Source organism: Rhodococcus sp. EPR-134, from assembly GCF_001647205.1.
GTDB classification, from domain to species: Bacteria; Actinomycetota; Actinomycetes; order Mycobacteriales; family Mycobacteriaceae; genus Rhodococcus_F; species Rhodococcus_F qingshengii.
The window spans coordinates 1-26,168 of record NZ_LVCT01000589.1 but is presented as its reverse complement, the minus strand read 5'-3'; the positions used below and the strand labels follow the sequence as shown (position 1 = coordinate 26,168).

The following is a 26,168-nucleotide window of genomic DNA, read 5'->3' as shown; positions in this document are numbered from 1 at the left end:
GATCTCGCCGAAGTGCTCGTGAAGGCTATGGCCCTGCTTTCTCCGCAGGATCAGGCACTTCTTCGCACTGTCCTTTCTCCGTTCGTGAAGCTGCCCCCAGCGCATGAGCAGGACACTCCCGGCCACGCCCAGCCCGGGCCGGCCGGACCTGCCGCGAAGCCGCCGCCTCGGAGGCCCACGCCGCGGCCTGTACCGCGTCTGCCTGGTGATCACGATCCGACCCAGCCGCAAGATCCCTCCAGCGAGCCGGATTCAGGCGATCCGGCAACACCGTCGGATCCGGGTTTCGAACCACCAGTAGACCCCGGCACCACCGCACCTGGATTAGTTGACCCCGAACAACCTTCGGCTCCCGAACCTGGCGAGCAACCGGCCGTCGATCCGGTCAACCCAGGCCACATTCCGGTCGATCCCGAGACTCCCGGTGCGCCGACCCAGCCCGGACCCCCGGAGTTCGACCCCTTTGATCCCGACCCGAGCACGATCGCCGATCCGACGGTCCGCCCAGATCCCACCGAACGTTCATCCGTCGAGCGGGTACTAGCGTCGAACTTCATTCACGCGGTGCAAGAAGTCGTAGATTCACTCACCGATGGTGCCGAGACAAGTCCAGAATCACCTCCGCAGCAGTCATCTGATTCGGGTGAGGCTGCACCCGAGGATTCTCGCTTGGATTCCGAAGGCAACCCGCTGACGGCCGCTGACTTAGCTCAATTGTATGCGTCGCTGCGTCGAAAAACGCCGACAAATGTGATCCGCGACATAGTTAACCTCGATCACGAAGGTGGCGGACCGGACCCGGTTCTTCCCGGGCTCACATTGCCCGACGTCCTCGAGGCGGATCACACCGTACCGATGAGGGTCATATTCGACATGCCTGGCTTTACGCAGTTGACCTTCGAGCAGCAAATTCAAGTATTGAACTACGTCGATAACTTCCTGGGTTTGAGCCCGACTGCGAATACGTCAAAGGGCGCCAAGAGTTGGGCAGACTGGTGGGGCTATGTGAAGGGCGGAATCCCGGTTTCCCCTGAATTCCGGGATGCTATGATCGAAATCGAAACTCATCTTACTGAGGAAATTCGTCAAATGATATCTAGTATATTGAATGGAGGTCAGTAGTGGATCTGGTCAAGATTTCGCGGTATATCGACTCGCCCGTGCTTGTGGAGATTGACGACTTGACACCACTTGAACGTACGGCGCTTCCGAATTATTGGTTGGATGCGCTAAATGGTGACCTTGCAGCTCGAATTTCGGGGATATTGGACCAATGGGATGTATTTGGGCGACCGATATTGGGCGACACTTACAGAAACATTAAAGAGAATCTATCTGATGTTCGGTTGCTCAGGTCTGAAAATAGGTTTTTTCTTCTATATAAAATTAAAATGGCAGACGGGACCGATCTCTACTATTTGGGTACGCCACCGGTAGTGGATGGTGATGAACTTCCAGGGTATTGGAATAAATTTCCCCCCAGTCTAAAGAATTTCTATTCAAATTTGCACAACGGTTGGTACTATATTGCCGGTAAGACTGTCGGGCCACTGCCTCTTGAAGATATGTTTCGAATTGACAGCTTTGAATGGTCTATTCTGTACGGGCTGTCCCCTGAAGAGTACCCAGATCCGGCTCGTTGCATCGCGACATTCAGATCGGGCGGCGGCGGTTATCTTTGCTTGTACTTTGGTGAGGAATCGACAAGGGGTGTTGTGTGGTCATCGACGGAACCCCCTGAATTGGTCGATTACTCCACTTACCTTGATATCTGGACCAACGTCGGACTCGGTGCCTAGAGCCTGCGCCTTGGATATCCAGACTGGAGACAGTCTAAGAAATTTGTGTGCGGTCTTGCCCCACGTGGCACGTGCCTGGGATCCAGTCTCCCAAGAGCAGATGATCAATTTGTCTGACCAAAAGGGATCTCGAGGTCATGATCGGTTTCGGGGGGTACCTCACGCATCGACTCGTTTTCCTGCACCATTGCCGACGAATGGCTGATTGCGCTGGCGTTCAGGGTCGTACAGGGGCTGGCCGATATCTGGGACTCTCGCGTCACCGTGCTCTACCACCGGACCGAATCATCGCCTCAGCGCAAGGTACCCGGCGACGCGATCGTGGGCAGTTCGGGCTCGGTGGAGCATCGGCGACTACCGGCACCTTCAGAATCGGTCGAAAGGTGAGGTGGAGGTGGGATGGGAAACATACTTCCATTCAGGAGTTACGTTCGATCGCAGCAAACTCCCCCAATCTGCGGTGGTAGAGGAGCTGCCCACTGGCACGTTGATTCGGTTGGGGGACAAGCCAATGGAGGTCGCTGCCGCCGACATCGTGGCGGTGCGGGCGGCGTTGGGTTACCCGGTGTAGCGCCAGAGCCTGTCCAATTGGTCGATCGTCTTCGAGCAGGAGTGACGTTGTCTGCTTCATCTTTACGTCGCGATCCGGCGTCCGGATTGACCTTGAAAGTCATGGCGCGAAAGGGGCCGCCGGAAGCCGAATCGGTCACCGCAGTGCTGGCAGCGCGGTCGCAGCAGTTCCTTCGAGAGCTTGACCCAGTCTTTGACGTCGACATGTATCGCTCCGTGAGGAATGGCCTTCCCGACGGCGTTACGGTCGAGCAGGCGCTTGCATCGAATGGTGGACGGATCCTCACGCTTCAGGCAGAGAACTCCCTCGAGGCCGCAATGATCGAGAGCAGAAAGTCTCCTGATGCCGCAGGCGGGATTTACCCACTCTCCTTCGGGCATCAACTCAGGTTGTTCATCGACAACGGAAACATCGAAATTCTCATCGGATTCGGGGGTACGGCGGGAGCAGGTTCCTTACTTTGCACGTTCATCTGGCCGTACCCAGGGGGCTTCGCCGATGAATCTCTGATCTCACTGTCATTGAAACTCGTCCAGGGCATGGCCGATATCTGGGACGCTCACACAGCCGTGCTCTACCGGGATGCGGAACTCACACCTCAGTACAACGTGCCCGGCGACGCAACGGTGGGCAGTTGCACCTACTTCGGCCCTGAGATGCCGATCAACGAAACGCAGATCCCACCCACTGTCGAAGCTTTTCCGTACAAGAAAGGAACGATCGTCATCCAGCGTGATCCACGCGCCCCGTTGGTTGCCGACGATATCCGAAGCATCCGCGCAGCAGTCGGCCTGCCGGCCGAACGACCGGAGGTTCGCCTACCGAAAGGCTCGCGTCGGCTGTGACACCAGAAGTTACGGCCAAGCTCACGTCCGCAGGTGATGGTGTTCTTAAGAACAAGCTGCTCAGATAATGGAGGATGCGTTCGACGAGGTCATCGGGATGGAGAACATCAACATCATCGTATTTGGAGGGGAGTGAAAGTGCCTACGTCATCACTGCGCCGCAATCCTACGGCGGGCTTGACAGTGAAGGTCATTCCACGAAAGGGTTCGCCTGAAAGCGAGGCCGTCACGGCCGCGCTCGTTGCACGTTCGCTACGATTGCTTCGCGACATCGATCCTGTCTTCGACGTCGACTTGTACCAAACAGTAGGCGATGCACTCCCCGACGGCGCCGGAGTCGAGCAGGCCTTGGCGTCGAATCTCCGTCAGATCCTTGTACCTCCGACGGAAAAATCGATCGAAGCCGCATTGATCGAGCGCAGACGATCCCCCGATGCCACCGGCGGTATGTATCCCCTCTCATTGGGACGACATATGACCCTGTATTCACCCGCTGGAGACGTCAAAGTCGTTGTCAGTTTCGGGGGCACCTCAGGGTCCGGCGCATTCGCATGTGCCTTTGCCGACGAATCACTGATTTCGCTGGCATTGAAGCTCGTACAGGGACTAGCCGACATCTGGGACTCGCGTGTCACCGTGCTCTACCGCCGAACCGAATCATCGCCTCAGCGCAACGTACCGGGTGACGCAATCGTGGGCAGTTGCACCTACTTCGGTCCTGAGTTGCCGATCAAGGAAACGCAGCTCCCGCCCAGCGTGGAGGCATTTCCCTACCATGACGGCACAATCGTCATCCAGAAGAATCTGTCCACGCCGTTAACCGTCGAGGACATCCGAAGCATCCGCGCAGCAGCAGGACTGCCGACCGAACGACCGGAGATTCCTCTACCCAAAGGTTTCAGACGGCTGTGAGCCCTACGTTGGGCGCACTCGGGGCTGCCTGCAGGTAGGGATGGCGCGGACCGACCAGCCTGCCCGCAATTACCGCGCCGCGATCCCGATCCGGCTACGCACCAGCTGATCGACGCTCCGGGTGGAGTGCCACCGCGCGGCATACCCGCCATCGACGGTACCGTTCCACCTGCCGAGCATGATCAACCCTCTGTTCCGTCCGTGAATGAACCTGCACGCCCGGATCCCGCGATTCCGGAACCCTCGCAGATAGTGCTTGATACTGAGGGATGATGTCCGGACTGCCAGGTAGGCCGGGGCTAATTGTGCGGATGATTCGTGGGTCGGTAGTGAGGCGGTCAGCGGAGACCATACCGTTTTCGAAGGCGGGCGGCCGGCTGCGGCCTTTGTCTATGGCGTCGAACCCTTCGGCGATCCAGTCGATGTGGGAGATTCCGGCGCGGTCGAAGGCGCTGGGAGGTGCATCACATACTTCCCCGAAAGTACGGAGGTACGAATGAATTCTGGAATCTAGTTCCCCTGCCCACTTCTATACATGCACTCTTCACTCGATGGTGGGAATTTTATGCCGATATCTATAACTGATGCGCTGGAGTCCTATCCCGACATCCAGCGGGTCCTAGTCCCGACGCATCCAGGCCGATCATTCGACGTCTACAACACATACGACCCGCCGGCAGAGGCTGAAGAGGTGTCTCAGTATTGGAACCTAGATACCCTGCCGAGAGATCTCTTCGATTTATGGAGAAGCGCGAGAGAATGCAGACTTCACCACGATAGGGGCTTAGGAAAGGACGGAATAACACTCCTTTCTCCGCCTAAAGCTCGAGAAGTTACGGAACGCGAGCTGGAATTCTGGGATGACGAGGATGGGCGCTTCTTGAAGAGTGACATAATAATCGGCACAATGGTGGTCGAGCCAGATTTCATTGTATTCGACACAAGAAAAAACGACTTCAATGTTCTGTTAGCTTCAACTCTCGACGGACGTGAGGACTGGCCTATCGTGGGGCGGAACATTTCCGACTTCTTGCTGCGTTATCGTGATTTACCTGGAGAAAGCCACTGGCAGCGCTCGATCGTTTGATACACCGGAGAGCGAAGTTGGCTTCCATCCTCGAGGGAATCGATGGCTTGGCCATGTCGACCCCGAGGAAGGGGCGCGGTTCTGCATGGGAGCGGGTGTTGAAGTCTGCGGCGAGCAACCTTGGCCCAGAGTGGGTTGTGGCACGATCTGGCACTCAGGCGGAGTTGATCCATCTACCAGTGCGATGGTGGTTCAATTCCATTGGGTTTGGATCCCAAACCGAATCGGGAAGAGCTGACCTTCAGTCATGCGCCCCTGATGAGAGAATTCACGCCGGGCACTATCACCTTTCGACAGAGTTCATATCAACCTGGTCCCACAGATTCTGAACCACCGAATATTCAGATGGACATCTTCGATACCCGCGGTGCTGCGGAGATCGTGCGCTGGTGGGTCCGTCCACCAAGTTCTTTGCTGCAGCGCCGCTTCCCCGACTCGGTAGCTGCAGCCGAGCAGGCTTATGCCGACCGCAAGGAAGAGCCTTGCCGGGATTGGATGATTTCGGCTGGACTGCGGGTGATAGCTGACACCGGTTCGCCAATCGAGGTCATCGACAGCGTCCTCTGGGAGTTGGCTCGCCGTGACGTCGGTGGCCACGTCCAAAGTTTCTGGCGAGAATTTCGCGCGGTCGCGGAAAACAGAGACCGACTAGCGACATTGCAGTGGCTGGACGAAGAACGACGTCGTTCTGTAGAGGATGCATACGGGCTTCGGGATTCTGCGTTTGCCGATGTGATTTTCCGTACTGAGGACTCGTAGCCGAGGGAAGTAGGCGTGAGGGAGTGGAATCGGATGGATCGCGCGCCGCGTCGGAGAACCGCTGGCGGTGCGCACAGTCGCTCCTTTTCGTCTACCAAATAATACGAATGGTCCTTTATGGCAAGCATGCACATGAGCGATGACAAGCCTAAGTCGCCGAAATCGGTCACTGAGGTCCTGGAGTCCCTGGGAATGGACCGGGATCAGTTGCGGGAGATGGCGATAGATGCGATCGCAGACCTGACTCCGAAAAAGGGGAGAGGCGCTGCGTGGGAGAAGGTGTTGGGAGCGGCGGTTAAGAAGCTCGGGCCGAACTGGACGATCATCGGGAGCGGGTTGCGAGCCAAGCTGCTGCACACTCCGGTGCGATGGTTTTTCGACACCGTCGGGATCGATCCGATTCCCAACCGTGAGAAACTGACGATTACTCACCTACCACTCATCGAACCCCTCGATCCCGGAACACTCACTGAGTGGCAGGACCACTACGACAGCAGGCATAGCGGACACGACTACCATGGCCGCCAGATTGATATCTTTGATACCGTCTCCGCTGCCGAGCTAGTGATCTGGTGGGCTGAGGGGCCAGCATCCGACCTGTTCGACGCACGATCGATGGAGGCACTCACCCCACTCCGTAAGAAGCAGTACCTTGAGCGCAATCAGTCGGGTCCAGCACGCTGGACAATCTTGGCGGGGCTGCGTGTGATCACTGACACCGGTTCACCGCTCGAGGTTATCGACAACGCGATTGAATACTTCCGCGGCCGGGCTGCCGACCCGGCAGGTCCACTTGTCATGTTCTGGGAACAGTTTCGTGAGGTCGCTGCTGCCGGTGATCGAGAGAGGACACTGCGGTGGCTCGACGAGCATCGACGTGCCACGGTACGTGAGCACTGCGCGCTACCGGCGGTGTTCGCCGACGTTCTCGAAGACCTGGGCAACGGCTAGCCATGTGAGTACAAGAATCTCGAATTTACTTCGACCACAACACTTCAAGAGGAGAAATCAATGGACCACTGGGTCGTCGTCCCGGAACAGCCAGGGTTTGTCGGGGATCGCACAGTTGTCGATACCGCAACCTCGCCGCCGACCGTGGAGAGGGCGCACTTCGTGTTGACCCGGCAACCTACCGACGGACTGATCGGTGCCGGCCCGCTGGTGTTGGTGGACCGTGAGACCGCGGAAGCGTTCGAGGACAACGTCTTCGGTGAAGTGTCCCTTCATCCGGCGGACCTCGATACGGACCCGGCGTCGGGGTTGTTGCGGGTTCCCGACTTCGTGTGGTGTCAGGTGCATGGGCAAGCGGGGATGCTCGATATCGGCCTCACCGAGGACGGCCGCCTGGTGATGTCGGGGCAAGCGTTGTTGGTGTTCCACTCTTTCGGTGGCGGCATCGACAACGCCACCATCTCCGAATGGCTCGGCTGAACCAACTTGCCCTACATATGCTTTGCCGTGGTGAAACTATGTCATGGCATGCCTTGAGCGCAGCGCGCTCCCCCAAGCCGCCGTGATCGAGGAACTACCCACTGACACTTTGATCCGGTTGGGAGACAAGCCTATGCACGTCCATGCCGCCGACATCGTGGCAGTGCGCGCAGTGTCGGGCTATGGAGATCAGGTCGGATTGGAAAGGACGGGGCGATGAGCATAGTCGGGCGATGGCCGACCGTGATCGGATATTGGGGCACGCGGGTGCAGTCGAGTCAGGAAGTGGCGCAGACGATGCGGGCCTTCCTCGACGATCTGGAAGAGATCGACCCGGAGTTGGCGTTGCCGTGGGTGTACACCAAAAAACTGGACAAAGGCCCCGCGGATCTCAGTGTGGACGGGTTGGTGAAAATCTTCGAGCATTCCCGCTCGAAGGAGATGGGGTATTCGGACACCCCCGGACCGGGGTACAGCATCGGTTTGTCGCCCGAGGACGGGACCGCGCGGCGGATTATCGCCGGGGTCGGCGGCTTAGAAACCAGCGCCCCCAACAGTGTCCGGGTGTCGTTGCCGACGGAGACGCAGCTCACCGACAGCACCCGGCAGCTGCTCGGCCCTGACATCGGAGACGCGATCATGAAAGTTATCGTCAAGCATTGGAAACCGGATCGAGCTCGGTGGAGCATCGGCGACTACATAGATCTTCAGAAGCGGTCGAAAGCTGAGGTCGAGGTGGGATGGGAAACATACTTCCATTCAGGAGTTACGTTCGATCGCAGCGCGCTGCCCCAATCTGCGGTGGTAGAGGAACTGCCCACTGGCACGTTGATTCGGTTGGGGGACAAGCCTATGCAGGTCGCTGCCGCCGACATCGTGGCGGTGCGGGCGGCGTTGGGTTATCCGGTGTAGGCCACGCAACGGGTCCGGAGTTCACCATTGCATCAGACGTCGAGAAATGTGTTAACCGGATGGCCTGCTTCGCCTTTCGATAGTATTGCCAGATGGCACCCCGAGCCGACTTGCTCGCGTGGCTCCTCGATTCGGATCCGGCGATTCGGTGGCAGGTGGAGCGCGACCTGCTGAACGAAGCGCCCACTGTGTGGGCGGCGACGCGCGCGTCGATCGCTACCAAAGGATTTGGTGCACGCCTGCTTTCATTGCAGGATCGAGACGGCCAATGGGCGGGTGGGGCGTTCTTCCCGGCAGAATTCGACTTCGTGGGACCCGAAGCAGCAGAAGAAGGTTCGCAACCCTGGACAGCAACTACTTGGACGCTCAACTCCTTGCGTGAGTGGGGCCTCGACGCCAGTGTTCTGCGGGAGCGTCGTACCGCAGAACTGCTCGCGGAGAACTGTCGCTGGGAGTACGAGGGCCGGCCGTACTGGGACGGTGAGGTCGATTGCTGCATCAACGCCTGGACGGTGGCAAACGGTGTGTGGCTCGACATGCGCGTTGATGAACTGGCTGATTGGTTTGTGCGGCATCAACTTCCGGATGGTGGTTGGAACTGCGAGTGGATCGAAGGTTCGACCCGATCGTCGTTCCATTCGACCCTCAATTCACTCAAAGGGCTTCTCGCGTACGAGATCGCGACCGGGGGAACAATTGAGACGCGCGCGGCTCGACGATCCGGTGAGGAATTCTTGCTGCAGCGCGGTCTGTTCCGGAGACTCTCGACCGGGGAACCGGTGGGGGACTGGATCGGCCGGTTCGCGTACCCGTTCCGGTGGCGTTACAACGTGCTCAACGCAGCCGACTACTTCCGCGAAGCGTCGTTGTCGGATGGAAATGAGCCTGATCCGCGAATGGCGGACGCGATCGAGATGATCCGGGCCGCTCGAGCCTCGGATGGGACGTGGCTCCAGGCCGGTCGCCAACCGGGGCGGGTGTGGTTCGAGGTCGACACAAAGGCGGGGGAGCCGTCGAAGTGGCTGACTTTGTCCGGCATCCGAGTGCTCGCCTGGTGGGATCAATCCTCCCCTCTAGGGTTCTGCATAACAAAAGAGTTACAGCGAAAGTCATTTCACCTTCAAAGGTTATCGAAAGGTGATCTTTGATCTTCCAGTCGAAATATCCAGTACGGATTAAGAACATATTAACGACAGGATTGCCCTCAGTGCGGTGAAGGTTAATCATCTGAACAGGTGAGAAGATGTTCGGTGAAATTACCTACCCGATTGGATAGGCGGGTCACCGACGTTGGTAATCGCATAAGGTGCTCGCGATTGTCTTGGTTAGGGAGCTAAGTCCCGAGCTGGAAACGGCATTTCTGCTCCGAAAGTGGCGCTCACCTGCGGCTACGTTCCCCATTTTGCAGGACTTAAACCACTTTCGGCGAGATTTAGTCTCGCAATTGCAGGTTGTGGAGCGTCCGCAATGTTTAGGCAAAGTCCCATCTTTTCCCAGAACAATGCTCTACTAAACGTGAAAACCGGATGTTCCCCCGATTTTGCTGAGAAGGTGCAACTATGGGGCGTAGCGTAACTGTCGCAGCGAACCGGAACATCGCGAATTGCTGCTCTAACCAATGACTTTGTTCAGGTCCGAATAATGCTCGGAGGTCGTCGATGTCGATGGAAATGGTGTTAGCCGAAGCAGTGATAGACAGTGGGGACACGGCGTGGGTGCTGATCTCCGCGGGTCTGGTTCTCTTCATGGTTCCCGGACTCGCCTTCTTCTACGCCGGTCTGGTGCGTGGTAGCAGTGCGCTCGTCATGTTGCAGCAGAACCTCGTCCCACTCGGACTCGTCTCGATTACCTGGGTCGTGTTCGGATACAGCTTCGCGTTCAGTGGAGACTGGGGTTCCGGCTTCCTCGGTGACCTCAAATTGTTCGGCTTGCAGGACATACACACAGCCGCCGCCCCGGGCTTCCACCTGATCGAAGGTGCAGTCGCGGTACCGACTCTGGCGTTCGTGGTCTATCAGATGATGTTCGCGATCATCACGCCCGCGCTGATCACCGGTGCGACCGCAAACCGGCTCAAGCCCTTGGGCTGGGCCGTTCTGCTCGTGCTGTGGTCGATCATCGTCTACCCCCCGATTGCGCACTGGCTCTTCAATCCCGAAGGCTGGTTGGCGCTCCGCGGAGCTCAGGACTGGGCCGGCGGAATTGTCGTCCACGCATCCGCCGGCGCCGCCGCCCTGGCAATCTTGCTGGTGGTCGGTAAACGTCCGGGATGGCCCAACGCCGAGGCAGTCCCGCACTCGGTGCCTCTGGCGTTGATCGGCGCAGGCATCCTGTGGTTCGGCTGGTTCGGATTCAACGCAGGCGACGGATTGGCCGCCGATGGTGTTGCGGCACAAGCCTTGATGAACACTCACATCGCCGCAGCGGGCGGTATGGTCGTCTGGCTCGTCATCGAAAGGTACACCGAGGGCAAGGCCACGGCGATCGGCGGAATCACCGGCGCGGTAGCCGGTCTCGCGACCGTCACCCCTTGCGCCGGCTTCGTCAGCACCTTCTCCGCGTTGGCGATCGGCGCGCTTGCCGGACTGGTCTGCCACTTCGCGCTCGCGCTCAAGTCGATCTTCAAGTTCGACGACGCGCTCGACGTCATCGCGGTCCACTTCATCGGCGGCATCCTCGGTTCACTCCTTCTCGGTTTGTTCGGCGAAAAAGCCATCAATTCGATCGGCCGCGACGGACTCTTCTTCGGCGGCGGGGCAGGACTACTCGGCGAGCAGGCGCTGGCGTTGATCGTCGTCATCGCTTTCTCGTTCGTGGTGACCTGGCTGATCGCCACGGGCATCGAGAAGACCATCGGTCTCAAGCTGGCCCCGAAAGACCAGGTGGACATCGACCGTCGTCAGCAAGGCATGGACGCATACCGCTACAACGCCGCATTCGTGGACGCGGGTGGTGCGCCGCAGACCAGCGGGTTCGACTCGGGGGTCCTGGTCGAGGGGGCAAAACTTGTTCCGAACCTCGGCGCCCCGAAGCACGAACTCATCACCGCGGTATTGCAGACCATCGAGTCTGAGAAGCTACGGGAGGCGCTGCTGGCCGCCGGAGCGGAGTCGATAGTCGTATCGGAAGCGCATGTCTCCGCGAGTGACTCGGCCTCGCTCAAGTTCCGCGGACAACGCAACGACGTCGTGTTCACCGAGCGGTTGCGTGTCGAGGTGCTGGTCGCCTCGGAACATGCACAGGCGGTTCTGGACGCGATCAACGAGTACTCGGGCGGCAGGAGGAGCGGTTTCGTCCAGCAAGCGGCCGAACCTCTCACCGAAGCGACGGAACAGGGGAGCTGACATGTATTCGACGACAGGGAGTTACCGCATGATCGACAAGGAGCGTTCAGAATGCATCTGACACCGCGAGAACTCGACAAGCTGACAATCCTCATGTTGGCGGATGTCGCACTGAGGCGAAAGGCAAAGGGGCTCAAACTCAATCACCCGGAGTCCGTCGCAGTTATCACTGCAGCCGCCCTGGAGGGAGCTCGGGAGGGCAAGACTCTCGAGGAGGTCATGGCCGACGCATCGCACGCCTTGACGGTCGACGACGTGATGGACGGTGTGGCGGAGATGATTCCACGTGTGCAGGTCGAGGCGGTGTTCCTCGACGGTAGCCGGCTCGTCACCGTGCACTCTCCGATCCAGTAGCCCGACCGAGATGTCAGGAGCACTCCAAGATGGCAAGCAAATCGACGAAGAAGGATTCCGGCGGCGAGAAGAAAGTACCGGTCGGCGGATACGTGTTGCGGGACGAGCCGATCGAACTCAACGAGGGCCGTCCACGTTTGAAGTTGCGAGTCCGAAACACCGGTGACCGTCCCATCCAGGTGGGTTCGCACTACCACTTCATGGAAGTCAATCGCGCGTTGTCCTTCGATCGTGAACAGTCCTTCGGCTGGCGCCTCGACATTCCCGCGGGCACGGCGGTCAGGTTCGAGCCGGGCGACGAGAAGGAAGTGACGTTGGTGCCGTTCGGCGGCAAGCAACGAGTGCAAGGCTTCAACGGACTTGTCGACGGTTGGGCGCCGACCCACGCCGCCTACCGGCCGAGGCTCCCCGGAGCCGTCCAGCGTGCCGAAGAACTCGGCTTCCTGTCCGAACCTCAAACCGACTGATTCTCGTTCACGGCGGACGAAGGAGAGCAACACCCATGACAAGCATTTCGAGACAAGAGTATTCGGGTCTGTTCGGGGTCACCACGGGTGACCAGATCAGGCTGGGTAATACCGACCTGTACATCGAGGTCGAGGAAGATCTTCGAACGATCGGCGACGAGTCGATCTACGGCGGCGGCAAGACGCTGCGCGACGGCATGGGCCAGGATCCGGAGTCGTGCAGCATCGACGGTGCCCTCGACCTCGTGATCACCAACGTGGTCATCGTCGATGCAACCATCGGCGTCGTCAAGGCAGACGTGGGAATCAAAGACGGCAAGATCGTCGGCTGGGGCAAGGCGGGAAACTCCAGCACGATGGAAGGCGTCACCCCGGGGCTGACCACCGGTCCGGCGACCGACGCGATTTCCGGTGAGCAGATGATCCTCACTGCAGCCGGCATCGATCCGCACGTGCACCTCGTGTCACCACAGCAGGCGTACCACGCGCTCAGTGGGGGAGTGACGACGCTGATCGGTGGCGGCATCGGCCCGACCGACGGAACCAACGGCACCACCATCACTTCCGGTATCTGGAACATGGAGATGATGCTCAAGGCCAACGAGGGTTTGCCGGTCAACGTCTGCATGTTGGGCAAGGGGAACTCGTCCGGGCATCAGTCGCTGGTCGAACAGATCAAGGCCGGTGCGGCCGGTCTGAAGGTCCACGAGGACTGGGGCGCGACACCGGCCACAATTCGTGAGTCTCTTCGGGTGGCAGACGAAATGGACGTTCAGGTCGCCATTCACACGGATACCCTCAATGAGGCCGGATACGTCGAGGACACCATCGCGGCCTTCGAAGGCCGTACCATTCACACCTATCACAGCGAGGGTGCGGGTGGTGGTCACGCACCCGACATTCTGCGGGTGACGGGCGAGGACAACGTACTTCCGGCGTCGACCAATCCGACGTTGCCGTACGGCATCAACACTCAGGCCGAGCTCTTCGACATGATCATGGTCTGTCACAACCTCAATCCCAAAGTGCCCTCGGATGTTTCGTTTGCCGAGTCCCGCGTTCGCGCCGAGACGATCGGTGCCGAGAACGTACTGCAGGACATGGGCGTCATCTCGATGTTCTCGAGTGACTCACAGGCGATGGGCCGGGTTGGAGAAAACTGGCTACGCGCGATCCAAACAGCGGACTGCATGAAGCGGTCCCGCGGAAAGCTGCCCGAGGATTCACCGACGCACGACAACTTCCGCGTGTTGCGCTACGTCGCGAAGGTCACGATCAATCCCGCGTTGACGTTTGGTCTTTCGCATGTGGTCGGGTCGATCGGTGTCGGGAAGATGGCGGATCTTGTTCTCTGGGAGCCCGCATTTTTCGGTGCGAAGCCGAAGACGATCATCAAGAACGGTCTGATCAGTTGGCATGCCATGGGAGATCCGAATGCTTCACTCCCGACACCACAACCGGTGATCTACCGGCCGATGTTCGGTGGATTCGGCAAGGCGTTGCCGCAGAGTTCGGTCTCGTTCGTCTCGCGAGCGGCACTCGACGACGGCATCAAGGACCGGCTCGGTCTCGAACGTCAGGTTGTTGCTGTCGAGGGGACCAGAACAGTCACCAAGCGTGATCTGGTTCGCAACTCGGCCACTCCGGAAATCAAGGTGGACCCGGAGACCTTCGCGGTGACTGCGGACGGCGTCCACGCATACGTCGAACCTGCCGAATCCATTCGCTTGAACCAACTTTACTTCTTCAGTTAGGGGTCTCCAGTGTCGGGAACAATCACACACACGCACGGCGCCGATGCGACGCCACACACGCACGGCGAGATGACCGCGCCGAGCGGAAAGCCGACGCGAGTCGACGCGCTGCTCGGGAAGGAGACCGACGAGGAGTGGGCCGGTCGACTCGACAATGCGGTAGTCGACGTCTTGTCGCTCGATCAGTGGGAAGCGCAGAAGAGTCGGTTACGACGCACCACGATCGGTGGCCGTGAATTGGCCGTCTCGCTCGATCGGGGTATTCAGTTGCAGGACGGCGACATTCTGCTGTGGGACGAGCAGGCGAACACCGTCGTCGTGGCGAGGATCAACCTCAAGGACGTGTTGGAGATCGACCTGAGCGCACTGGTCGAGGTGACGCCCGAGAAGATGATTCAGGCGTGCTTGGAGTTGGGACATGCCGTGGGTAACCAGCACTGGCCTGCGGTGGTGAAGGGAATGAAGGTCTACGTTCCGTTGACGGTCGACAAGGCGGTCATGGGCTCGGTGATGCGGACACATGCTTTCGAGGGCATCGAGTACACCTTCATCCCGGGCGCCGAGGTAATTCCCTACATCGCTCCACACGAGGCACGCCGTTTGTTCGGTGCGGCCGCGCGTGAGGGCGAGGGGCATACCCATGACCCTCTCGTCTGAGGGATCCGGGCTCAGCATCAACCGCGCGATGCGGATGATGCAGTTTTCCGATTCCATGTTCCCGGTCGGTTCCTTCTCGTTCTCCAACGGTTTGGAATCGGCCGTGGCGCAGGGAATTGTCACGGGTGGTCCGTCGCTGCGGGAGTTTGTGCTCTCGGCCGCCCATCAGGGCGCGACGTGCGACGGTATCGCCGTACTCGCGGCGCACCGGGGTGCGGCAGCCGGTGATTTCTCGGCGATCCTCGCCGCTGATCATGCAGTGATCGAACGCAAACTCAACGAAGAAGCACGCACGATGAGTACCCGCATGGGTAAGAAGTTGGCCGAACTCGGCGGGCGCTTGGCCGGTGAGACCCTGTTCAACAAGTGGTTGGCCGCGATCGCATCGGGGGAGACGCCGGGTACCTACCCCGTCGGCCTCGGAATTGCTTTCGCGGAGATGGGTTCTCCGGAAGAGGACGCTTTCACGGTCAATCAGTACGGTGTCGCGATGACGTTGCTCGGCGCTGCCCTTCGTATCGTCCGAGTCGATCACCTCACGACGCAAGAGATTCTGTTCGAGGTCAATCAGAGCGCCGGCCGTGAGTACGCCGCAGTGCGTGACTACGGACTCGACGACATGTCCAATTTCGCCCCGATGATCGACATTCTGGCTGCGGTGCACGTCAAGGCGCACGTCCGAATGTTCATGAACTAGAAGGAGAACGATGAAGAAGACAACGCGCATCGGAATCGGCGGACCCGTGGGTTCGGGTAAGACCGCGCTCATCGAGGCGATCACACCGGAGTTCATCAAGCGGGGCACCAGCGTTCTGATCATCACCAACGACGTGGTCACCACCGAAGATGCCAAGCATGTGCGCAAGGCTCTCAAAGGTGTTCTCGTGGAGGAACGTATCGTCGGCGTAGAGACGGGAGCCTGCCCCCACACCGCCGTCCGCGAAGACCCGAGTATGAATCTCGCGGCGGTCGAGGACATGGAGAAGACGTTCCCCGACACCGACGTGGTGTTCATCGAAAGTGGCGGCGACAACCTCACACTGACGTTCAGTCCGGCTCTCGTCGACTTCTTCATCTATGTCATCGATGTGGCCGCAGGCGACAAGATTCCGCGCAAGAACGGTCCGGGAATCTCGCAGTCCGACATCCTGGTCATCAACAAGACCGATCTCGCACCGTACGTCAACGCCGATCTCGGAGTCATGGATCGCGACTCCAAGGGGATGCGCGGCGACAAGCCGTTCGTCTTCACCAATTGCATGACCGGGGAAGGCATCAAGGAAGTGGTGGACCTCATCGTGCACGGAGTCCTCTTCGACGAAGAGGAAGTGGGAGCGAGCGCACCGTGAGCGCAACGTCCGTCCCGGGAGCATCGCGGTCGCTCCCGGGGCCGATCCCGACCATCCCGGAACTCGACCAGTACCAGGACCAGCCGAAGCAGGCCCCGGCCGGCAAGGTCGGGAAGACCGGCGTTCTCGAGATGCGATTTGTCGACCGTGGCGACAAGACGATTCTGCGGGACATGTACCGCAAGACACCGCTGCTCGTTCAGCAGGCGCTGTACTGGGACGAAGCGTTGCCGACCATGCCGTGCGTCTACATGATCTCGACGTCCGGCAGTGTGTTGCAAGGCGATCGACTGTTCCTGACCATCGAGATGGAACCGGGTTCCCTCGCGCACGTGACCACTCAGTCGGCCACCAAGGTTCACCGGATGGATGCCAATCACGCGTCGCAACTCCAGAAAGTGGTGCTCGCGGAGAATTCGTATCTCGAACTGATGCCCGGGGTGACGATCCCACACCGCAACGCGAGGTACTACGCGCGCACCGACATCACGGTGGATCCGACTGCAACGCTGTTGTTCTCGGAGATCGTGATGTCGGGTCGCAAGTACCACGACGGCGGAGAGATGTTCGTCTACGACCTGTACTCCACAATGATCAAGGCGGAGCGTCCGGACGGGAAGAACCTCTTCACCGAGAAATTGGTGATCGAACCGGCACGCTTCCCCGTGCGATACGGCGGAATCATGGGCGACCACGACGTGTTCGGCAATGTCATCCTGCTGACACCGAAGGAGCACGCCGACGCGATTCTCGAAGAGGTAGTTCCGGGCCGTGACGGCAAGGTCGTTTCCGGAGCGAGTCGGCTACCGAACGACGCCGGTCTCATCTTCAAAGTCCTCGGTCCGGAGAGCGAACCCGTCAAGGCGAAGGTTCGTGATTTCTGGGCTCTGGTGCGAAAGGCAGTTCTGGACACCACCATTCCGCCCGTCCCGCTGTGGGGATGACGCGGATCGTCGGAGAAGGATCGAGGGACGTGCGATGACCACCATCACCAAACCCTGGGACGACGTCGCGGACAAGAACGTCGTGCTCAGATTCATCGACACCAATCTCAAAGGCTCCGGGCAGGTGATGTTCCAGGGCAATGCGCTGACGGGCCTGCTGTTTCTGGTCGGTATCTTCTGGGGAGCGATAGCCGCGGACACGATCACCGTCGCAATTGGTGCCGTGGTGGGTCTGGTGGTATCCACCGTCACCGGCATGATGCTGCACTCCGACGACGATTCGATGCGTATCGGCCTGTACGGATACAACGGAGTTCTTGTGGGAGCTGCCTTTCCGACGTTCCTTGCCGGCGGTGTGATGCTGTGGATCTACCTCGTGGTGGGAGCTGCCGCGTCGACGATCGCGTTCCTGGCCGTTGCCAATGTCTTCAAGACGTGGGGCGTACCGGCGCTGACCTTTCCGTTCAACCTCGTCAACTGGTTCTTCCTCCTCGCGGCGTTCCAGTTCCTGCGGATCGAAACGTCAGACCTCAGCGCGGGCCAGTTTCCCCAGCACATCGGGGACGCGTCAGTTCATGCCGAAATTACTTTCAGCTTCCTGTGGGACACGCTGTTCCGCAACGTCTCCCAGATCTTTCTGATCAACAACACCGTCACCGGCATTATCTTCGTGATCGCGCTGCTGGTCGCGTCGCGTTGGGCGGCGTTGTTCGCGCTCATCGGTTCCGCGATAGCGATGGGTTCGGTACTGGCGCTGGGCGCAAACACCGTCGACATCGGCAATGGTCTCTACGGGCTCAGTTCGGTGCTGACGGCAATTGCTCTCGGATCGGTGTTCTACAACCCGTCGTGGCGTGTGTTCGTCTACACCGTCTTCGGAGTACTGGTGACTGTTGTCATCCACGGCACGCTGGTGTCTGCCTTTGCTCCGATCAGCCTGCCGGCCGGAACGGGCCCGTTCGTCTTCGCGACGTGGCTGTTCCTGCTGCCGAAGAAGAAGTTCGTTCCCATCCAACACGACACCATCGAGGGTGGAGCGGCCGAGGGCAAGGATTCGATCGCGAAGGCGAACGGATAGGGCTCGAACGGGCAGAAGTTCCTAGATCGTTCCGCTATGGCACCCTCGCGAACCGGTATCACTCGAGTATTGTCTGGCCTTCGGTAGTCGGGCATGGTCGAAGCATGACCGTGCAGGTAGTTGTGATGGGTGTGGCCGGTGCTGGAAAAAGCACCGTGGCAGTGGGTCTCGCCACGTCTCTCGGGGCAGACTTCGTCGACGGTGACGATCTGCACCCCGAGTCCAATGTCGCCAAAATGCGTTCGGGGACACCGTTGACCGACGAAGACCGTGTGCCGTGGCTCGACGCGATCGCGGCCTGGCTTTCCGAGCGTGCCGATGCGGGACGAACAGGCGTCGTTGCCTGTTCGGCTCTGCGAAAGGACTATCGGGGCCGGTTGCGCCCGGACGGTCTCGACGTGCAGTTCGTCCACCTGGCCGGTGATTTCGAGACTATCTCCGCACGTATGCGTTTCCGCGCCGGGCACTTCATGCCGGAGAGTCTGCTCATCTCCCAGTTCGAGGCTCTCGAACCGCTTACAGACGACGAGCGCGGCATCACGCTGAATGTCGTCTCCGAACCGAGCACACTGGTGGGCGAGGCAGTCGACTACATCCATACATCTCAGAGGAGCGTCACAGCGTGAGTAGCACCGCAAGCCCCGGCCCGTTCGACATTTCCGGGAAGGTCGCGCTGGTGACGGGTTCGAGCCGAGGCATCGGCTCGGCCCTCGCGACTGGTCTCGCCGAGGCGGGTGCGGTGGTGGTGCTCAACAGCCGAAATTCCGACGTGCTCGAAGCCGAGCGTCGACGCATCGCCGACGCGACCGGCGCAACGGTGCACGCATACGCGTTCGACGTCACCGATTCGGCCGCCGTCCGGGATGCGGCGACACGCATCGAGGCGGAGGTCGGCCCGGTCGAGATCGTTGTCAACAACACCGGCGTGCAGCACCGCGCCCCGCTTCTCGAGTTCGGCGACGACGACTTCCGGCGTGTCATGGACACCAACCTGACCAGTGCGTTCTACGTCGGACGTGAATTCGCCCGCGGCATGGTCGAGCGCGGACACGGGAAGATCGTCAACATCTGCTCGGTGCAGAGCGAACTCGGCCGAGCGGGAATCGCACCGTACGCAGCCAGCAAGGGCGGGCTCAAGATGCTCACCCGCGGGATGTGCGCCGACTGGGCACCCTTCGGTTTGCAGATCAACGCGATCGCACCGGGATACTTCGACACCGAACTGACCTCTGCGCTGGTCAACGATCCGGAGTTCACCGCGTGGCTCGCCAAGCGGACACCCGCCGGACGTTGGGGCCGTACGGAGGAGCTGATCGGGTCGCTACTGTTCTTGGCCTCCCCGGCTTCGGATTTCGTCAACGGTCAGATCCTCTACGTCGACGGCGGAATGACGGCCGTCGTCTGATTGTCCGCTGTTAGATCGTCCGCTACTCGAACAGAAAGCACCCACATGACAGACGCCAGCGCCCCTCGTATCCACCTCGGTCCCGTCGAGGATCCTCACGTCGCCGACGGAATACGCCGAGCCGGTGGAGTTCTCGTTCCACTGGCAGACGCCGAGGGCGTCGTGTGGGTACACGGGCCGGAGACGTTCCCGTCGTCGCTACCCGATTCGGTTCGCTGGGTGCAGTTGCCGTTCGCCGGCATCGAGCCCTGGTTCGACGCCGGGGTGATCGACGACAAGCGGGTCTGGACGTCTGCTGCCGGAGCGTACGCGGGCAATGTTGCCGAACATACGATGATGCTTCTCCTCGCCGGAGTTCGTTCTCTCCCCGAACAATTGGCGGCGCAGTCGTGGCGCAAGGAAGAGTTCGACCCGCGGGTGGGCACTTTGCAGGGCTCGACAGTGGCGATCATCGGTTGCGGCGGAATCGGCCGTGCGTTGATCCCGTACCTCGCCGCGTCCAAAGTCAAGGTCATCGCGATCACCCGCTCCGGGACCCCTGTCGAGGGTGCTTCCGAAACGCTCTCGGCCGACCGCACCGGCGAAATCTGGTCCAAGGCAGATCACTTCGTGATCGCAGCACCGTCGACATCCGCGACGCGGCATCTGGTCGGCAAGGCCGAACTGGACCAGATGTCGGAGTCGAGCTGGATCGTGAACATCGCGCGTGGCACCCTCGTCGACACGGACGCATTGGTCGACGCACTGGAAGCCGGTTCGATCGGCGGGGCGGCACTGGACGTCACCGATCCCGAGCCGTTGCCGGACGGGCATCGGTTGTGGAAGCTGCCCAACGCGATCATCACTCCACACGTCGCCAACCCGGCTACGACGCTCACCCGCGTCCTGGCAGATCACGTTGCAGCCAACGTCGCCCGATTCGCCGCAGGTGAGGACCTCGCCGCCGTGATCGATCCGTCGGCGGGCTACTGACCGCTCGCGTTGGTTCCCTTCACGTAATCGGCAACGACGGTGCGCAGAACATCGCGCACCGCCTCGGCCGGTTTGGAGAGGGGCTGATTGGCCGGGGTGCCAAGGGAGACATGCACTTCGATGCCCGGCTCGATGCGTCGTAGCTCGAGCGCTTCGACGTCCATGACCCTGCGGGCCACCGACCACGGCAGAACCGTCGCGCCCAATCCGGTGCGTACGGCCTCGGACAGCGTCATCACCGATTCCACTTCGGCCACGACGTTCGGTTGCTGCTCTGCACGGTCGAAAGCCTGCTCCACCACCTTGCGGATGGTGTGCATCCGACCCGGAAGCAATAGTGGCAGTTCGGCGATCTCGGGCAGGGAGATGTCGGATCCCGATTCGCCTGCCAGTCCGGTACCGAACGGGGCAACCACCACCAGCTCCTCGGTGAGCAAGCGTTCGAACGTCACACCCTTGATCGGGCCGGCGTCGTACAACAACGCCAGATCCATGCGACCGGTCATCATCGCTTCGCTGAGCACGCCACCGAAGTTCTCGTTGATGTGCAACAAGATATTCGGGTGCTGCTCGCGCACACGGGCCAAGAGCGGCAAGGCGATTGCCGTCGCGGTGCTGTACGGGGCGAGGCCGACCGAGACGCCACCCGCCAGCGCCCGTCCGACCACGGACACCTCGGCCTGGGCACTCTCCACCTGACGCAGAATCACCTGAGCATGCCGATAGAGTGCGTGCCCCGCATCGGTCGGCTCGACACCCTGTTTGCTGCGGATCAGAAGTTGCTGACCGAACTGCGTTTCCAGCGACGTCATCTGTTGGCTCAGGGCGGGTTGTGCGATGTGCAGGATGTCGGCGGCTCGGGTGATGCTGCCGGCATCGACAATTCGTACGAACGAGTAGAGCCTTCTCGTGTCCATGCTGTGCAAACTACCAGCTCAACGGACATATCGAATTCCGATCACCCCAACGCGAAACGGTATTAACAACCCTTTGGCGTTCCTGAGTAGCGTCCCAGAAACACCGAAGTCGACACACAGAACTTCGACAGTCGGACCAACCACGGGCAACGGCGCCCGTACGAACAAGTAAACGAACCGGAAGGACCGAAATGGCAACCAGCATCGATCTTGTCGCCGATCTCGGCGAAGGTTTCGGCACGTGGACCATGGGCGCCGACGATGCTCTGCTCGACACGCTGACTTCGGCCAACATCGCTTGCGGATTCCATGCAGGCGATCCACGAACCATGGATGCGACCGTGCGGGGGTGCGTATCGCGCGGTATCGGCATCGGCGCGCATCCGAGTTTTCCGGACCTCGCCGGATTCGGACGTCGCGCGATGGATCTCAGTGAGAACGAGGTCCGAACCGACGTGCTGTTCCAACTCGGCGCCCTTCACGCCTTTGCGGTCGCGAGCGGAACGTCGTTGTCGCACATCGCTCCCCACGGCAAGCTCGGGAATCTTGTTGCCGTACGCCAGGATTACGCGCGCGCCGTCGTCGATGCGGTCGCGGCCTTCGATCCGTCGTTGATCGTGCTCGCCCAGGACGGGGCGTTGGCCGACGAGGCGACTGCCCGCGGATTGAGCGTCGGCATCGTCGGAATCGCGGATCGCGCATACAACTCCGACGGAACTCTCGTGCCCCGCAGCGAGCCGGGAGCGGTGATTCACGACGTCGACGTTCTGGTCGAGCGGACCGTTCGGATGGTGGTCGAGGAAGTCGTCGAAGCTGTGGACGGCACGTTGATCCCGGTTGTCGCCGATACGGTCCTCGTGCACGGTGACAACCCCGGTGCCGTCGCGAACGCGAAGGCGATTCGCGCCGCGCTCGAGGCCGCCGGTGTCACCATTGCGCCGCTGACCCGGGTCGTGGCGTCACGGCGGGCCCGTGATGTCGGGTGTTCCGCGTGAAGACCTACGTCGCCGACTGCGGTGACGCCGCCGTTCGCGTCAGTGTCAGCGGCGGGACCGCCGAGCAGAACTGGAACACCGTTCGATCGATCGCTGCACGTTTCAATCTCGGTGCCGACGGCATCGTCAGCGTCATCCCGACATACGACGCCCTGCTGGTCGAGTTCGACAACCTCCTCACCGACCACGACGCCGTCCGCGGCCTGGTTCGCGAAGCAACGACTATCCCCCGACCGCTGGAAGGTGAACCTAGGACGTTCGAGATCCCCGTCGTCTACGGGGGCGAACACGGCCCGGACCTGGGTGATACAGCGCGGTTTCTCGGCGTCACCGAAGCCGAAGTGGTGCGCCTTCACTCCGCAGCCCCGTTGGTCATGCGTTGCTACGGCTCACCCGGCGGCGCCCCGATGCTCGACGGCCCGGCGTTCGGCCTTCCCATCCCGCGCCGATCGAGCCCGCGACCGCACGTCGCGGCCGGTTCCGTTGCGGTGGCCGGACGTCAGGCAGTCGTTTCGGCCAGGCCTGCGCCCGGCGGTTGGGCAGTGATCGGCCGGACCCCGCTCATCTTGGTCGATCCGGCGTCGGAGCAGATTTCTGCCTACCGCCCGGGCGATCTGTTCGTCTTCCGTGCGATCGACGCCGATCGCTGGGACGACTTCGACGGACGCTCGCTCCTGCCCGTATGGGGTGATCCCCATGGCTGAGACCGTCACCGTCCTGACTCCCGGAATCAGCTCCGTCCAGGATTTGGGGCGTGGATCGGCGTCACAGTTCGGTCAGGCGACGGGCGGCGCAGCCGACCAGATCAGCGCGGAGATCGCCAACGCGTTGGTGGGTAGTAGGCGCGAGGCCCCGCTACTGGAGTTGACGGCCCTCGACTTTTCAGCGTCGGCGTCCACGGATCTGCTGATCGCCGTCACGGGTGCACCCGCAACGGTGACGGTGGACGGACATCGGCAACCGCAGTGGGAACCGATCGTCTGGCGAGCCGGTCAGCGGCTTGCCGTCACCGGAATCCACGACGGATTGCGCGTCTACGTCGCCGTCCACGGAGAGCTGACGGCCGACTACCTCCTGGGCAGCTGCGCTCCCGACCAGGTCCTCGGATTCGGCCGTCACTTGACCGCGGGGGAGACGCTGGTCGTCGACACCGACTGCCCGCCGATCGACCACCCGGTCTTCCGGCTACCGCTGTTCCGGTTGTTGCCCGACCGACCGTCCTTCGGCAACGTGTGGACGCTCGACGTGACCGACGGCCCCGACATCGACGACTTCGGGGAGAGTGCAGCCGCGCTGTTCGGCACCGAATTCGTGGTGGGCGATCAGAGCAATCACATCGGGCTTCGGCTGGCATCTACCGATGAGCAGCCGCTCCCACAGCGCACCGGCACCGGCGAGGTCCTCTCGCGCGGCGTCCCCATCGGCGCCGTCGAAGTACCCGCTGGCAACGAACTTCTGGTCCTGCATCGAGGTAGAGGCGTCACCGCCGGTTATCCGGTGCTGGCAGTCGTCACCACCGTTTCACTCTCACAGCTGGGACAGGCCCGACCCGGGCACCGCGTCCGATTCCGGAACTGCAGCGTCGCAACGGCGGTTGCAGAGCACCGCGAACAGCAGCACCGCATCGCCTTGCTGAGGCGGCGTGTGGAGAACGTATTCACCACCCTCCGGATACCTCTTCACACCTCGGAAGCCCGAGTACCGAGCCACGTCGGCACCACACGCCCCGCGAGCGCTCCGCGCCGCGCGTCTATTTTGGAGACAGCATGACCAACACCATCGAAGCGGTAGACGGCCAGGTAGCCGACCCGCGCAAGGTCCGGAAAGTCGTCGCAGCGGGCTGCGTCGGCATCTTCGTCGAGCTCTACGACAACGGTGTCTTCGCGTTCATGGCGACGGCACTGGCCATCGTGTTCTTCGACGTATCGAAGTCGAGCGACGCGCTGATGCTGGTGTTCGCCGGCTACGCGGTCTCGTTCTTCGTTCGGCCCCTCGGCGCGGTGGTCTGCGGCATCCTCGGCGACCGGATCGGTCGACAGAAGATGTTGGTGTTCGTCATCATGCTGATCAGCGTGGCGACCGCCGGTATCGGCTTGCTGCCCACCTACGCGGCCATCGGTATCGCGGCACCGGCACTGCTGATCTTTCTGCGGATCGTGCAGGGATTCTCCGTCGGTGGTGAAGCTGCCGGCGCCATGACGTTCCTCGCCGAACACGCCCCGGAAGGCAAGCGCGGCTTGATCACGAGCTACGCGCAGATCGCGTCGTTCCTCGCACTGCTGACCGGAACGATGATCGCGTTTGCCATGTCGCCGTGGCTCAACGCCGACGCGATCAACGGCGGCGGACTCGCATCGTGGGCGTGGCGCATCCCGTTCCTCATGGCCATTCCGATGGGAATCATCGGCTGGTACATCCGCCGCGCGATCTCCGATACCCCGAACTTCGAGCGGCTCAAGGAATCCGGCGGTTTGTCGCGCAATCCGCTCAAGGAAGCATTCTCCACTCCCGAACACCGTCGCGCCATGATCCTCGCCCTGTTCATCCCCTTGATGAATGGTTCCGGCTACTACGTTCTGTTCTCGTACATGCCCACGTTCCTCAAAGGCGATCAGATCGGATTCTCGACCGGGACAGCGCTTCTCGTTACCGCATCCAGCCTGGTCGCGATCTGCTTCGCGATTCCGTTCATGGGTGCTCTCTCCGACCGGATCGGTCGCAAGAAGGTCATCGCCGGTGCAGCTGCGGCAATGGCGATCGGAGCGATCCCCTGCTATGCCATGATCGTGACCGGCAACGTCGGCCTCGCCGTTCTCGGTGCTTGCCTCATGGCAGTGATCTTCGCCGGGCACACAGCCGTCATCCACATCCTGATCGTCGAACTGTTCCCCACGCGGGTTCGCTACTCCGCCTACGGTTTGGGTTACAACATCTCGTCCGCACTCTTCGGTGGTACCGCACCGTTGTTGATGACCTGGTTGATCCCCGAATTCGGTATCTACGTTCCCGCCTTCTACGCGGTCATCACCGCAGTCGGCACGCTGATCGCGGTCAGCACCATCACCGATCGCGCCCACGTTCCGCTACGCGACACTCTGTGACTTCTCGCGTGAGTCACTCCTGATCCGGCCCGGTGGCCGCCTGCAGTCCGCGGCGGCCGCCGGGTCATACCAATTTCTTCCTGTAGGAGCACACAATGCCTTTATCCGATTACCGCACAGCTCTCGTCACCGGCGCCAACACCGGAATGGGTGCCGCCGTCACCGAGATGTTCACCAAGCGCGGACTGACGGTCTACGGCGTCGCCCGCAATGCCGACAAGCTCGGTGAGGTTGCCGATCGCACCGGAATGATCCCTCTGCCCGTGGACATCACCGACACCGCCGCGCTCGCCGAAGCTGTCGGCGGACTGGAGATCGACATCCTCGTCAACAACGCGGGGGTGTCCGCAACCGGAAACATTCTCGACGCCGAAGAAGCATCGGTCGACGCGATGGTGGACGTGAATCTTCGTGCGGTGCTGCACCTGTGCCGCATTCTGCTGCCGGGAATGGTGGAGCGCGATCTAGGTCATGTCGTCAACATCAGCTCCATCGCCGGCCTGTACAACTTCTAC

The 26,168-nt window shown here is 60.9% G+C and carries 28 protein-coding genes and 3 pseudogenes; 30 read left to right on the top strand and 1 reads right to left on the bottom strand.

The annotated features are described in order from the left end of the window. The 25 genes and pseudogenes from A2J01_RS36580 to A2J01_RS25935 all read left to right on the top strand — a co-directional run. Positions 1–1,122 (top strand): annotated as a pseudogene (locus A2J01_RS36580) (hypothetical protein); the annotation flags it as partial. Then, positions 1,122–1,799: an SMI1/KNR4 family protein gene (locus A2J01_RS26040; RefSeq protein WP_047272172.1), complete on the top strand. Its 678-nt coding sequence runs from the start codon at positions 1,122–1,124 to the stop codon at positions 1,797–1,799. The pseudogene A2J01_RS36580 and the gene A2J01_RS26040, both read left to right, overlap by 1 nt. A gap of 331 nt (positions 1,800–2,130) precedes the next feature. Further along, positions 2,131–2,370 (top strand): annotated as a pseudogene (locus A2J01_RS26035) (Imm52 family immunity protein); the annotation flags it as partial. Between the two features lie 47 nt (positions 2,371–2,417). Next, complete coding sequence (locus A2J01_RS26030) at positions 2,418–3,215, top strand: hypothetical protein (RefSeq protein ID WP_230359415.1); 798 nt, start codon at positions 2,418–2,420, stop codon at positions 3,213–3,215. A 138-nt stretch (positions 3,216–3,353) separates the two neighbouring features. After that, positions 3,354–4,127, top strand: a complete 774-nt coding sequence (locus tag A2J01_RS26025; protein ID WP_230359416.1) for a hypothetical protein — start codon at positions 3,354–3,356, stop codon at positions 4,125–4,127. Between the two features lie 432 nt (positions 4,128–4,559). Next, positions 4,560–4,712: pseudogene (locus tag A2J01_RS37505) on the top strand (HNH endonuclease signature motif containing protein); the annotation flags it as partial. After that, positions 4,663–5,214 (top strand): hypothetical protein, encoded by a 552-nt coding sequence (locus A2J01_RS26020; protein ID WP_128637879.1) that lies wholly within the window; start codon positions 4,663–4,665, stop codon positions 5,212–5,214. The pseudogene A2J01_RS37505 and the gene A2J01_RS26020, both read left to right, overlap by 50 nt. Before the next feature lie 207 nt (positions 5,215–5,421). Further along, positions 5,422–5,973, top strand: a complete 552-nt coding sequence (locus A2J01_RS26015; protein ID WP_197941347.1) for a hypothetical protein — start codon at positions 5,422–5,424, stop codon at positions 5,971–5,973. 132 nt (positions 5,974–6,105) lie between these two features. Next, positions 6,106–6,924 carry a hypothetical protein gene (locus A2J01_RS26010; RefSeq protein ID WP_156519412.1) on the top strand — a complete coding sequence of 273 codons (819 nt, stop codon included), beginning with the start codon at positions 6,106–6,108 and terminating at the stop codon, positions 6,922–6,924. A gap of 60 nt (positions 6,925–6,984) precedes the next feature. After that, positions 6,985–7,404: a hypothetical protein gene (locus A2J01_RS26005; RefSeq protein WP_030535789.1), complete on the top strand. Its 420-nt coding sequence runs from the start codon at positions 6,985–6,987 to the stop codon at positions 7,402–7,404. 43 nt (positions 7,405–7,447) lie between these two features. Continuing rightward, positions 7,448–7,624 (top strand): hypothetical protein, encoded by a 177-nt coding sequence (locus A2J01_RS36045; RefSeq protein WP_155277918.1) that lies wholly within the window; start codon positions 7,448–7,450, stop codon positions 7,622–7,624. After that, on the top strand, positions 7,621–8,316 hold the full coding sequence (locus A2J01_RS26000) for an Imm52 family immunity protein (RefSeq protein ID WP_228232375.1): 696 nt from the start codon (positions 7,621–7,623) through the stop codon (positions 8,314–8,316). The genes A2J01_RS36045 and A2J01_RS26000 overlap by 4 nt, the downstream gene beginning before the upstream one ends. A gap of 92 nt (positions 8,317–8,408) precedes the next feature. Next, positions 8,409–9,464, top strand: coding sequence for a squalene cyclase (locus tag A2J01_RS25995; RefSeq protein WP_230691743.1), 1,056 nt, complete (start codon positions 8,409–8,411; stop codon positions 9,462–9,464). A 510-nt stretch (positions 9,465–9,974) separates the two neighbouring features. Further along, complete coding sequence (amt, locus tag A2J01_RS25990; protein ID WP_007731720.1) at positions 9,975–11,660, top strand: ammonium transporter; 1,686 nt, start codon at positions 9,975–9,977, stop codon at positions 11,658–11,660. Between the two features lie 51 nt (positions 11,661–11,711). After that, positions 11,712–12,014, top strand: a complete 303-nt coding sequence (locus A2J01_RS25985) for an urease subunit gamma (RefSeq protein ID WP_007731718.1) — start codon at positions 11,712–11,714, stop codon at positions 12,012–12,014. 29 nt (positions 12,015–12,043) lie between these two features. After that, positions 12,044–12,481, top strand: coding sequence for an urease subunit beta (locus A2J01_RS25980; RefSeq protein WP_003943812.1), 438 nt, complete (start codon positions 12,044–12,046; stop codon positions 12,479–12,481). Positions 12,482–12,516: 35 nt separating this feature from the next. Further along, positions 12,517–14,235 (top strand): urease subunit alpha, encoded by a 1,719-nt coding sequence (locus A2J01_RS25975; RefSeq protein ID WP_003943847.1) that lies wholly within the window; start codon positions 12,517–12,519, stop codon positions 14,233–14,235. A 9-nt stretch (positions 14,236–14,244) separates the two neighbouring features. Then, positions 14,245–14,892 carry an urease accessory protein UreE gene (gene ureE, locus A2J01_RS25970; protein ID WP_064113893.1) on the top strand — a complete coding sequence of 216 codons (648 nt, stop codon included), beginning with the start codon at positions 14,245–14,247 and terminating at the stop codon, positions 14,890–14,892. Beyond that, positions 14,876–15,589 carry an urease accessory protein UreF gene (locus A2J01_RS25965; protein ID WP_047271507.1) on the top strand — a complete coding sequence of 238 codons (714 nt, stop codon included), beginning with the start codon at positions 14,876–14,878 and terminating at the stop codon, positions 15,587–15,589. Before ureE ends, A2J01_RS25965 begins: the two co-directional genes overlap by 17 nt. A 10-nt stretch (positions 15,590–15,599) precedes the next feature. After that, entirely contained in the window at positions 15,600–16,241 is a 642-nt protein-coding gene (gene ureG, locus A2J01_RS25960; protein WP_007731713.1) for an urease accessory protein UreG, read from the top strand. Next, a complete protein-coding gene (locus A2J01_RS25955; RefSeq protein ID WP_007731712.1) occupies positions 16,238–17,185 on the top strand; it encodes an urease accessory protein UreD in 948 nt (315 codons plus the stop codon). The genes ureG and A2J01_RS25955 overlap by 4 nt, the downstream gene beginning before the upstream one ends. 34 nt (positions 17,186–17,219) lie before the next feature. After that, entirely contained in the window at positions 17,220–18,263 is a 1,044-nt protein-coding gene (yut, locus tag A2J01_RS25950) for an urea transporter (RefSeq protein ID WP_030535783.1), read from the top strand. 104 nt (positions 18,264–18,367) lie between these two features. Next, positions 18,368–18,889 carry a gluconokinase gene (locus A2J01_RS25945; protein ID WP_030535782.1) on the top strand — a complete coding sequence of 174 codons (522 nt, stop codon included), beginning with the start codon at positions 18,368–18,370 and terminating at the stop codon, positions 18,887–18,889. After that, positions 18,886–19,668: an SDR family oxidoreductase gene (locus A2J01_RS25940; RefSeq protein ID WP_007731708.1), complete on the top strand. Its 783-nt coding sequence runs from the start codon at positions 18,886–18,888 to the stop codon at positions 19,666–19,668. Before A2J01_RS25945 ends, A2J01_RS25940 begins: the two co-directional genes overlap by 4 nt. 45 nt (positions 19,669–19,713) lie before the next feature. Then, positions 19,714–20,640, top strand: coding sequence for a D-isomer specific 2-hydroxyacid dehydrogenase family protein (locus A2J01_RS25935; RefSeq protein ID WP_007731707.1), 927 nt, complete (start codon positions 19,714–19,716; stop codon positions 20,638–20,640). Here the strand turns inward: A2J01_RS25935 and nac are convergent. Next, positions 20,634–21,557 carry a nitrogen assimilation transcriptional regulator NAC gene (nac, locus tag A2J01_RS25930; protein WP_030535780.1) on the bottom strand — a complete coding sequence of 308 codons (924 nt, stop codon included), beginning with the start codon at positions 21,555–21,557 and terminating at the stop codon, positions 20,634–20,636. The genes A2J01_RS25935 and nac overlap by 7 nt on opposite strands. Before the next feature lie 191 nt (positions 21,558–21,748). Between nac and A2J01_RS25925 the strand changes: the two genes are divergently transcribed. From A2J01_RS25925 to A2J01_RS25905, 5 genes are all read left to right on the top strand, one after another. Beyond that, positions 21,749–22,552 carry a LamB/YcsF family protein gene (locus A2J01_RS25925; RefSeq protein ID WP_007731705.1) on the top strand — a complete coding sequence of 268 codons (804 nt, stop codon included), beginning with the start codon at positions 21,749–21,751 and terminating at the stop codon, positions 22,550–22,552. Continuing rightward, a complete protein-coding gene (locus tag A2J01_RS25920; RefSeq protein WP_231915913.1) occupies positions 22,549–23,256 on the top strand; it encodes a 5-oxoprolinase subunit B family protein in 708 nt (235 codons plus the stop codon). The genes A2J01_RS25925 and A2J01_RS25920 overlap by 4 nt, the downstream gene beginning before the upstream one ends. Further along, complete coding sequence (locus tag A2J01_RS25915; protein ID WP_007731701.1) at positions 23,249–24,322, top strand: biotin-dependent carboxyltransferase family protein; 1,074 nt, start codon at positions 23,249–23,251, stop codon at positions 24,320–24,322. Before A2J01_RS25920 ends, A2J01_RS25915 begins: the two co-directional genes overlap by 8 nt. Then, a complete protein-coding gene (locus tag A2J01_RS25910) occupies positions 24,319–25,653 on the top strand; it encodes an MFS transporter (protein WP_042447696.1) in 1,335 nt (444 codons plus the stop codon). The genes A2J01_RS25915 and A2J01_RS25910 overlap by 4 nt, the downstream gene beginning before the upstream one ends. Before the next feature lie 95 nt (positions 25,654–25,748). Then, a partial coding sequence (locus A2J01_RS25905) for an SDR family oxidoreductase (RefSeq protein WP_156519411.1) occupies positions 25,749–26,168 on the top strand: 420 nt, incomplete at its 3' end.

Excerpts from the sequence above, each read along its gene's own strand:
- A2J01_RS26020 (WP_128637879.1), top strand. The coding sequence starts at position 4,663 with ATGCACTCTTCACTCGATGGTGGGAATTTTATGCCGATATCTATAACT.
- A2J01_RS26010 (WP_156519412.1), top strand. The coding sequence starts at position 6,106 with ATGAGCGATGACAAGCCTAAGTCGCCGAAATCGGTCACTGAGGTCCTG.
- A2J01_RS26005 (WP_030535789.1), top strand. The coding sequence starts at position 6,985 with ATGGACCACTGGGTCGTCGTCCCGGAACAGCCAGGGTTTGTCGGGGAT.
- A2J01_RS36045 (WP_155277918.1), top strand. The coding sequence starts at position 7,448 with ATGGCATGCCTTGAGCGCAGCGCGCTCCCCCAAGCCGCCGTGATCGAG.
- A2J01_RS26000 (WP_228232375.1), top strand. The coding sequence starts at position 7,621 with ATGAGCATAGTCGGGCGATGGCCGACCGTGATCGGATATTGGGGCACG.
- A2J01_RS25995 (WP_230691743.1), top strand. The coding sequence starts at position 8,409 with ATGGCACCCCGAGCCGACTTGCTCGCGTGGCTCCTCGATTCGGATCCG.
- amt (WP_007731720.1), top strand. The coding sequence starts at position 9,975 with ATGTCGATGGAAATGGTGTTAGCCGAAGCAGTGATAGACAGTGGGGAC.
- A2J01_RS25985 (WP_007731718.1), top strand. The coding sequence starts at position 11,712 with ATGCATCTGACACCGCGAGAACTCGACAAGCTGACAATCCTCATGTTG.
- A2J01_RS25980 (WP_003943812.1), top strand. The coding sequence starts at position 12,044 with ATGGCAAGCAAATCGACGAAGAAGGATTCCGGCGGCGAGAAGAAAGTA.
- A2J01_RS25975 (WP_003943847.1), top strand. The coding sequence starts at position 12,517 with ATGACAAGCATTTCGAGACAAGAGTATTCGGGTCTGTTCGGGGTCACC.
- A2J01_RS25965 (WP_047271507.1), top strand. The coding sequence starts at position 14,876 with ATGACCCTCTCGTCTGAGGGATCCGGGCTCAGCATCAACCGCGCGATG.
- ureG (WP_007731713.1), top strand. The coding sequence starts at position 15,600 with ATGAAGAAGACAACGCGCATCGGAATCGGCGGACCCGTGGGTTCGGGT.
- yut (WP_030535783.1), top strand. The coding sequence starts at position 17,220 with ATGACCACCATCACCAAACCCTGGGACGACGTCGCGGACAAGAACGTC.
- A2J01_RS25945 (WP_030535782.1), top strand. The coding sequence starts at position 18,368 with ATGACCGTGCAGGTAGTTGTGATGGGTGTGGCCGGTGCTGGAAAAAGC.
- A2J01_RS25935 (WP_007731707.1), top strand. The coding sequence starts at position 19,714 with ATGACAGACGCCAGCGCCCCTCGTATCCACCTCGGTCCCGTCGAGGAT.
- nac (WP_030535780.1), bottom strand. The coding sequence starts at position 21,557 with ATGGACACGAGAAGGCTCTACTCGTTCGTACGAATTGTCGATGCCGGC.
- A2J01_RS25925 (WP_007731705.1), top strand. The coding sequence starts at position 21,749 with ATGGCAACCAGCATCGATCTTGTCGCCGATCTCGGCGAAGGTTTCGGC.
- A2J01_RS25915 (WP_007731701.1), top strand. The coding sequence starts at position 23,249 with ATGGCTGAGACCGTCACCGTCCTGACTCCCGGAATCAGCTCCGTCCAG.
- A2J01_RS25910 (WP_042447696.1), top strand. The coding sequence starts at position 24,319 with ATGACCAACACCATCGAAGCGGTAGACGGCCAGGTAGCCGACCCGCGC.